This is a genomic window from Caenimonas sedimenti (genome assembly GCF_007833165.1).
Taxonomy (GTDB): domain Bacteria; phylum Pseudomonadota; class Gammaproteobacteria; order Burkholderiales; family Burkholderiaceae_C; genus Ramlibacter; species Ramlibacter sedimenti.
This window is the reverse complement of the sequence record NZ_VOBQ01000005.1, coordinates 201,158-208,875: the sequence shown is the minus strand read 5'-3', so window position 1 is coordinate 208,875 and position 7,718 is coordinate 201,158. Positions and strand designations below refer to the sequence as shown.

Annotated in this window: 8 protein-coding genes; 7 read left to right on the top strand and 1 reads right to left on the bottom strand. The window is 67.5% G+C overall.

The window, feature by feature from the left end; all coding sequences use genetic code 11:
* The first annotated feature begins 73 nt into the window (after positions 1-73).
* Positions 74-1,207, top strand: a complete 1,134-nt coding sequence (locus FN976_RS08395; RefSeq protein ID WP_145892554.1) for a glycerophosphodiester phosphodiesterase — start codon at positions 74-76, stop codon at positions 1,205-1,207.
* A gap of 3 nt (positions 1,208-1,210) precedes the next feature.
* Here the strand turns inward: FN976_RS08395 and trhA are convergent, their stop codons facing one another.
* The gene (trhA, locus tag FN976_RS08390; RefSeq protein ID WP_255440234.1) at positions 1,211-1,888 is read right to left on the bottom strand and encodes a PAQR family membrane homeostasis protein TrhA; all 678 of its coding nucleotides are present in this window, start codon (positions 1,886-1,888) and stop codon (positions 1,211-1,213) included.
* A gap of 51 nt (positions 1,889-1,939) precedes the next feature.
* Here trhA and FN976_RS08385 point away from each other — a divergent pair, with 51 nt between their 5' ends.
* The 6 genes from FN976_RS08385 to FN976_RS08360 all read left to right on the top strand — a co-directional run bounded on the left by FN976_RS08385 (position 1,940) and on the right by FN976_RS08360 (position 7,703).
* On the top strand, positions 1,940-2,761 hold the full coding sequence (locus FN976_RS08385; RefSeq protein WP_145892552.1) for a GNAT family N-acetyltransferase: 822 nt from the start codon (positions 1,940-1,942) through the stop codon (positions 2,759-2,761).
* Between the two features lie 2 nt (positions 2,762-2,763).
* Positions 2,764-3,630: a UDP-2,3-diacylglucosamine diphosphatase gene (locus FN976_RS08380; protein WP_145892551.1), complete on the top strand. Its 867-nt coding sequence runs from the start codon at positions 2,764-2,766 to the stop codon at positions 3,628-3,630.
* Complete coding sequence (locus FN976_RS08375) at positions 3,627-4,721, top strand: glycosyltransferase family 4 protein (RefSeq protein ID WP_145892550.1); 1,095 nt, start codon at positions 3,627-3,629, stop codon at positions 4,719-4,721. The genes FN976_RS08380 and FN976_RS08375 overlap by 4 nt, the downstream gene beginning before the upstream one ends.
* A 36-nt stretch (positions 4,722-4,757) precedes the next feature.
* Positions 4,758-6,851 (top strand): polyphosphate kinase 1, encoded by a 2,094-nt coding sequence (ppk1, locus tag FN976_RS08370; protein ID WP_145892549.1) that lies wholly within the window; start codon positions 4,758-4,760, stop codon positions 6,849-6,851.
* Positions 6,842-7,303, top strand: a complete 462-nt coding sequence (locus tag FN976_RS08365; protein ID WP_145892548.1) for a SixA phosphatase family protein — start codon at positions 6,842-6,844, stop codon at positions 7,301-7,303. Before ppk1 ends, FN976_RS08365 begins: the two co-directional genes overlap by 10 nt.
* A 70-nt stretch (positions 7,304-7,373) precedes the next feature.
* Positions 7,374-7,703, top strand: coding sequence for an ArsR/SmtB family transcription factor (locus FN976_RS08360; protein ID WP_145892547.1), 330 nt, complete (start codon positions 7,374-7,376; stop codon positions 7,701-7,703).
* The last annotated feature ends 15 nt before the right edge of the window (positions 7,704-7,718 follow it).

The window sequence follows — 7,718 nt, the reverse complement described above, 5'->3', positions numbered from 1 at the left end:
GTGTCATAGCACCTTCCCCCACTGCCGCCTGTGGGGGGCGCCCGCAGCGCGCGGGCGCCACAACTCCAACAGCATGAACATCCGGATCCTCTTCGTCACGGCAGCCCTCGCGCTGCTCCAGGCCTGCGGCGGCAGCGACAACGGCTACAAAACCCTGGACGGCGCCCGGCCGCTCGTCATCGGCCATCGCGGCGCCTCGGGCGAGCGGCCCGAGCACACCCTGGAAGCCTATGCCCTCGCGATCAGCCAGGGTGCCGACTACATCGAACCTGACCTGGTCCTCACCAAGGACGGCGTGCTGATCGCGCGGCATGAGCCGATGCTGGATGGCACGACCGACGTCGCCGCGAAGTTCCCGGCCAGCCGGAAGACCACCCGGACCATGGACGGCGTGGCCACCACCGCCTACTTCGCCAGCGACTTCACTTTGGCCGAGATCAAGACGCTGCGTGCCGTCCAGTCGAACGCCGCACGCTCCAAGGCGTTCGACGGCCAGTTCGCGATCCCCACGCTCGATGAAGTCATCCAGCTCGCCAAGACCGAGAGCGCCAAGGGCCGCGCCATCGGCATCTACCCCGAGATCAAGCATTCGACATTCCATGCGGCCGGCCTGGGCTTCGGCGCCAACGTGTTCGAGGACAAGCTGGTCGCGGCGCTGCACGCCGCCTACGGCAACTCCGCCGACGCACCGGTCTTCATCCAGTCCTTCGAGGTCTCCAACCTGCAGTACCTGAACACGAAGACCAACATCAAGCTGGTGCAACTGATCGATGCGGACGACGTCAACAACGACGGCAGCATGTCCCTGGTGGCGCCGTACCGCCAGCCCTACGACTTCGTGGTCAAGGGTGACCCGCGCACTTTCGCCGACCTGCTCACGTCCACCGGCCTCGACTTCGTCAAGACCTACGCGGACGCCGTGGGCCCTTGGAAGCCGTACCTGGTCAAGACCGTGAACGACGGTGTCGAGCGCACCGGCAACACCACGCTGACGATCAACGACCGGCGGGTCGACGGCAGCACCGGCGTGATCGAGCTGGCGCACCAGAAGGGCCTGCGCGTCCACACCTGGACCTTCCGCAACGATGCCAGCGGCTATGGCTTCGCCGATCCGCAGAAGGAAATGGAGTACTACCTGCGCCTGGGCGTGGATGGTGTCTTCACGGATTTCCCGGCCACCGGCGTGGCGGCGCGCTCGGCGATGTGAGGCTCAGGCGAGGTGGCACACGGCGGCGTAGTGGCTGCTGGTGCCTGCCACCACAAAGAGATGCCAGACGCCGTGCGCATGCGCCCAGCCGCGGGGGTTGCGGTAGAACACCGTTCCCACGCTGTAGAAAGCGGCACCTGCCAGCAACCAGTCCAGGGCCGGACCGCTCAGGCGCATCGCGACCGGCGCAGCCGCGAGCACGGCGCACCAGCCCAGCAAGAGGTAGTGCGGGACCGCCGGGGATGCGGCCGGCGCGCGAAGCTGCCGCATGAATGCGATGCCGGCGAGGGCCCACACCAGCCCCATGGCGACGAGATTTTCGGCTTGCCGCGGCGCGCTGAGCGCGAATGGCGTGAGGCTGCCCGCGATCAACAGGAAGATCGCGCAGTGGTCCAGTTTCACCCACCGGCGCTGTGCTTCTCCGCGCGTGCTGTGCGCGAGGATGGACGCGAAATACGCGGCGCCCGCCGTCGCGAGGAACACCAGGACCCCGAGTGCCGAAACCCGGTCGGCCTGGCTTGCCGCCGCGCCCGCATGGACGAGGAAGCCCAGGGTCAGGAGCAGGCCCACCAGGTGGGCCCATGCGTTGAATCTCTCGCCTTTGTACATCCGGTCATTCGACAGCCGCACCGAGTCAGGCGTGTGGCAGCGGCGGTCACGGAACCGCCACGAAAGTTTCACAACCGCGTCACTGTGGTTTTCCACACTCCCTCCCATGTCGAAGGAGCCTGCATGAACGAACTGCCGAACCCGACCTTTCCGCTCTCGCCCGTGTCTCTCCCTCGGGGGTCGGTTCATCGACCTTCTTCGCCAATGGTGGAGGGCGCAAGCGGCATCACGGTCGGCTGGGCGGGCGATGCGGGCGAAGTCCGCGAAGCGCAGCGCCTGAGGCACGACGTCTTCGTCGGCGAGATGGGCGCGCGCATCGATACGCCGCTGGCCGGCCACGACATCGACCTGTTCGATGACTACTGTGAACACCTGCTCGTTCGTGACAGCGCCACGCGCCAGGTCATCGGCACCTACCGCGTGCTGACACCCACGCAGGCCCGGCGCGCCGGCAGCTTCTACAGCGACACGGAGTTCGACCTGGTGCGCCTGCGCGGCCTGCGGGAACGCATGGTCGAACTCGGGCGCAGCTGCGTGCATCCGGGGCATCGCCACGGCGGCGTCATCCTCGCGTTGTGGGGTGCGCTCGCGGAGTTCATGGTGCGCAACAACCTGGACACGATGATCGGCTGCGCGAGCATCCCGATGCTGCACAACGGCGTGGTGAGCGGCGACGTTGCCGCGAGCATCTGGCAACAGGTCGCGCGGACGCACCTGGCCGCGATCGAGCACCAGGTGATGCCGCGCCTGCCGCTGCCCGTGGCTGAACTCGCCAGTGACTTGCCCGTGGAGCCGCCGGCGCTGATCAAGGGCTACCTGCGGCTGGGTGCCAAGGTGCTGGGGCCGCCGTCCTGGGACCCCGACTTCAACACGGCGGACCTGCCGATGATGATGCGGATCCAGGACATGCCGCCCCGCTATCGCAAGCACTTCCTGGGATCTTGAGGATGCGCACCGCGTTCGACGCCTTCGGGCCCATGCTCCCCAGCTGGACCGCCCCCCCGGCAAACGAACGCGACGACGACGCGCCGGGCCGCCGCTACCGCAGCATCTTCATCTCCGACCTGCACCTGGGCACGCCGGGCTGCCAGGCGGAGCCGCTACTCGACTTCCTGAAGACGCACCCGAGCGACCACCTCTACCTGGTGGGGGACATCGTGGACGGCTGGCAGCTGCGCAAGCGCTGGTACTGGCCGCAGTCGCACAACGACGTGGTGCAAAAGCTGCTGCGCCGGGCCCGCAAGGGCTGCCGCGTGATCTTCGTCCCGGGCAACCACGACGAATTCGCGCGCCAGTTCGTGAACCAGCATTTCGGTGGCATCGAGGTGCTGGAGGAAGCCGTGCACGTGACCGCGTCGGGCCAGAAACTCTGGGTCGTGCATGGCGACTATTTCGACGCGGTCGTGCAGTGCGCCAAATGGCTGGCCTACGTGGGCGACAACCTCTATGAATTCACCCTGCGGCTGAACCGCCACCTGAACCACCTGCGCGGCCGGCTCGGCCTGCCTTACTGGTCGCTTTCGGCCTACCTGAAGCACAAGGTCAAGAAGGCGCTGAACTACGTGACGGACTTCGAGGCGGCCGTCGCGAAGGAGGCGAAGCGCAGGGGGCACGATGGCGTCGTCTGCGGCCACATCCATCGCGCCGAGATGCGGATGATCGACGGCGTCCTGTATTGCAACGACGGCGACTGGGTGGAGAGCCGCACTGCGCTGGTCGAACACTTCGACGGCCGGCTCGAACTGCTGCACTGGGCCGGCGCGCAGCCTGGCCAGCGCGCGGAGCACGAACACATCACGACGGAGACTGCATGAAGATCGCATTGGTGACCGACGCCTGGCTGCCCCAGGTCAATGGCGTCGTGACGACGCTGGTGGAACTGGTGCGCCATCTGGGCGCCGGCGGACACACGGTCGAAGTGATCCAGCCGGGCCAGTTCCGCACGCGGCCCTGCCCGGGCTACAAGGGCATCGACCTGGCCGTCGCCCCGAGACGCGGTGTGACCGAACGGCTGGACGCCTTCCGGCCGGACGCCATCCACATCGCCACCGAAGGTCCCCTCGGCTGGGCCGCGCGCCGCTACTGCCTGCGCAACCGGCTGGCGTTCACGACGGCGTTCCACACCAAGTTTCCCGAGATCGCGCACGCGGCGATCCGCGTTCCGGTCAACTGGGGCTATGCCTTGTTCCGCCACTTCCACGCGCCGTCGTCCGGCGTCATGGTGCCCACACCCAGCGTGCTGGCCATGCTGGAAGCGCGCGGCTTCCGCAATCTGCGCCCCTGGACCCATGGCGTGGACACGGATCTCTTCAAGTACCAGCCGGTGCCGATCGACTACGCCGGGCTGGCGGGGCTGCCGCGGCCGCTGGCCTTGTTCGTCGGACGGGTGTCTTACGAGAAGAACATCGAGACCTTCCTGAAGATGCCTTTTCCCGGCAGCAAGGTCGTTTGCGGCGTCGGGCCGGTGGAGGCGGACCTGAAGCAGCGCTATCCGCACATCCGCTGGGTGGGCCTGCTGCCGCGCGACGAACTCGCCAAGCTCTACGGTTCGGCCGACCTGCTGGTGTTTCCCAGCCATGCCGACACGTTCGGCCTGGTCATGGTCGAAGCGCTGGCCTGCGGCACACCCGTGGCCGCGTTTCCGGTGGATGGGCCCCTGGAAGTGCTGGGCCGTGAGCGGCGCAGCGGCCCGGGCCGGCTGGGCGGCGCGATGGACCACGATTTGCAAAAGGCCTGTTTCGAGGCCTTGACCACGCCGCGGCACGACGCGCGCGAACGGGCGCTGGATTTCAGCTGGGAGCACGCGACGGCGCTCTTCGCCCGGCATCTGGTGCCGGCGCGGGGTGCGCTGCTGGGCGACGCCGTTGCGCCCGGGCCTGTCACGAAACTGTCATCCTCGCGGTGAACACTGTCACGCTACAGTCACTGTTCTGACATCTTGATGTGCGATGCCGCCACGCCAGTGGTTCCTTTTCTCGACCGTGACCACAGCATCCTCGCCTTCAACGAAAGGGTGCTCGACTGGGCGCACCGCCCGGGGGTGCCCCTGCTCGAGCGGTTGCGGTTCCTGACGATCGTCTCGTCGAATCTCGACGAATTCTTCGAGGTGCGGTCGGTCAACCACCTGATCGCCGCGGCCGCCGGCGACCACAAGGGCGCGTACTCCGTGCGAAGCCACGAGGCGATTTCCACCGCCGCCCACCGCCTGGTGGAGCGGCAATACGCGCTCTACAACGACGAGCTGATGCCGGCTTTCGCGAAGCAGGGCATCGAGATCGTCTCCCATGGCGACCGCAATGCCGAGCAGAAGGCCTGGGTGCACGAGTACTTCGAGCGCGAGGTGCGGCCCTTGCTGATCCCGGTGGGGCTGGATCCCGCGCATCCGTTTCCGCAGGTGGCCAACAAGTCGCTCAACTTCATCGTGCGTCTCTCGGGCAAGGACGCGTTTGGCCGCGAGAACGAGATTGCCATCGTCAAGGTCCCGCGCGTGCTGCCACGGCTGATCCCGATGCCGGCCAGGGTGTCGGGCAAGCGGACGCTGCTCGTTTCGCTCTCCAGCGTGATCCGCGCGCACCTGGACCTGCTGTTTCCAGGGCGCGAGGTCGGGCAGTTCTCGCAGTTCCGCGTCACCCGCCATTCGGACCTGGCGGTGGACGAGGAGGACGTGCGCAACCTGCGAACGGCGTTGCGGCTGGGCCTGCAGCAGCGGCACTACGGCCAGGCCGTGCGGCTGGAAGTCTCGGCCGGTTGCTCGGAGTTCCTGTCGGCTTTCCTGCTCAAGCAGTTTGCGCTGCCGGAGGCGGCGTTGTACCGGGTGCATGGCCCGGTGAACCTGGTGCGGCTGCAGCAGATGATCGACCTCGTCGACGCGCCCAAGCTGCTGTTCCCGGCCCACCGGCCCTGCTACCCGCGGCAGCTGGTGCCTGGACGGTCGATCTTCGAGCAGCTCCAGCATGGCGACGTGCTGATCCACCAGCCCTTCGAAAGCTTCGACGGCGTGCTGGCCTTCCTGCGCGAGGCCGTGCGGGATCCCCAGGTGCTGGCCATCAAGCAGACCATCTACCGCGCGGGCGCCGATTCCGAAATGATGGACCTGCTGCGGGAGGCCGTGCGCCGCGGCAAGGAAGTCACGGTGGTGGTGGAGCTGAAGGCGCGCTTCGACGAGGAAGCCAACATCAACTGGGCGGAGATGCTCGAGTCGGTCGGCGCCCAGGTGGTCTATGGCGTGGTGGGCCTGAAGACGCATGCGAAGATGCTGCTCATCACCCGCCGCGAGGGCGAGCGGCTGGTGCGCTATGCGCACCTTTCCACCGGCAACTACAACCCGCGCACGGCACGCCTCTACACCGACATCAGCCACCTGACCGCCAATGCGCAGCTGACGGCCGACATCGAGCAGGTGTTCGTGCACCTGGCCAGCCAGAGCAAGCTGCCGCGCCTGAACCACGTCTGGCTGGCGCCTTTCCAACTGCACCGTCGGCTGGTCGAGCAGATCGACCTGGTGGGCAGCGCGGCCGCCTCGGGGCTCGACGCCCGCATCGTCCTGAAGATGAACGCGCTCACCGATGAAAACCTGATGCAGGCGCTGGTGCGCGCCGGCCGGCAGGGCGCGCGCGTCGACCTCATCATCCGGGGGGCCTGCATGCTGCCCGCGCATGTGCCCGGGCTGACCGACAACATCCGCGTGCGGTCCATCATCGGCCGCTTTCTCGAGCATTCGCGCGTGTTCTATTTCCGCGCGGGGGCCCAGGAGCACCTTTACCTGTCGAGTGCCGACTGGATGAACCGCAACATGCTGCGCCGGGTCGAGCTGGCCTGGCCGGTGACGGACCCGCACTTGCGGCAGCGGCTGATCGACGAATGCCTGGTCGCGTACCTGCACGACAACCGGGATGCCTGGGACCTGCAACCGGACGGCCACTACAAGCGTGTGAAGGGTGCGGACGAGCCCAGGGGCCACGGCGCGCAAGCCGCGCTGATGGAACGCTACACCGCCCCCGCGGGCGAGGAAACGGAAGGGCAGACATGGACCTGATCATCTGGCGGCATGCCGAAGCGGAAGAGGAGCGCGATGGCCTGGACGACCTCGAACGCGCCTTGACGTCCCGCGGCGAAAAGCAGGCGGTGCGTGTCGCCGGCTGGCTGGACCGCAACCTGCCGGAAGGTACCCGCATTCTCTCCAGCCCCGCGCGGCGCTGCGAACAGACGGCGTTGGCACTGGGCCGCAAATACAAGATCCGCGAGGAGCTCGCGCCGGGCGCCACGCCCGACGACGTGTTGCGGGCCGCGCAATGGCCGTCGGCGAAGCACGCCGTCCTCGTCGTGGGACACCAGCCCGTGCTGGGCGAGACGCTCGCGCAACTGCTTCGGATCGAAGGCGGTAGCGTCGCCATCCGCAAAGGGGCCGTCTGGTGGCTGCGCACGCGCGAGCGCGATGGCCTGGAGCAGACCTTGCTGTGGGCGGTGCAGGGGGCGGAAACGGCCTGAGGCGGGTTGCACCGCTGGCCCGCGCCGGGCGGGTCTTGCGTTGTCTCCATAGTTCATGTATTCTTGAAATATGGAAGAATCCCTTGTCATCAAGGCATTGGCGGCATTGGCCCAGCCAATCCGCCTGCAGGTGTTCCGGGCGCTGGTCGTCGCCGGGCCGCGGGGCATGACTCCCAGCACCATGGCGGAAGGCCTGGGCATCTCGTCGAGCGCACTTTCCTTCCACCTGAAGGAGCTCACGAATGCCGGGCTGGTCACCCAGGAGCGGGCCAGCCGCAACCTGATCTACCGGGCGGCTTTCGACCGGATGGACGCCGTCCTGCGCTACCTCACCGACAACTGCTGCCAGGGCGAGGCGTGCGCGGTCGATGCCGCCGCCTCGTCCTGCGGCACCTGCTAGTCCCCCTTGCACGAA

Coding starts and splice junctions, on each gene's coding strand:
- FN976_RS08365 (WP_145892548.1), top strand. CDS start 6,842: ATGGACCTGATCATCTGGCGGCATGCCGAAGCGGAAGAGGAGCGCGAT.
- FN976_RS08360 (WP_145892547.1), top strand. CDS start 7,374: ATGGAAGAATCCCTTGTCATCAAGGCATTGGCGGCATTGGCCCAGCCA.
- FN976_RS08380 (WP_145892551.1), top strand. CDS start 2,764: ATGCGCACCGCGTTCGACGCCTTCGGGCCCATGCTCCCCAGCTGGACC.
- ppk1 (WP_145892549.1), top strand. CDS start 4,758: ATGTGCGATGCCGCCACGCCAGTGGTTCCTTTTCTCGACCGTGACCAC.
- FN976_RS08375 (WP_145892550.1), top strand. CDS start 3,627: ATGAAGATCGCATTGGTGACCGACGCCTGGCTGCCCCAGGTCAATGGC.
- FN976_RS08385 (WP_145892552.1), top strand. CDS start 1,940: ATGAACGAACTGCCGAACCCGACCTTTCCGCTCTCGCCCGTGTCTCTC.
- FN976_RS08395 (WP_145892554.1), top strand. CDS start 74: ATGAACATCCGGATCCTCTTCGTCACGGCAGCCCTCGCGCTGCTCCAG.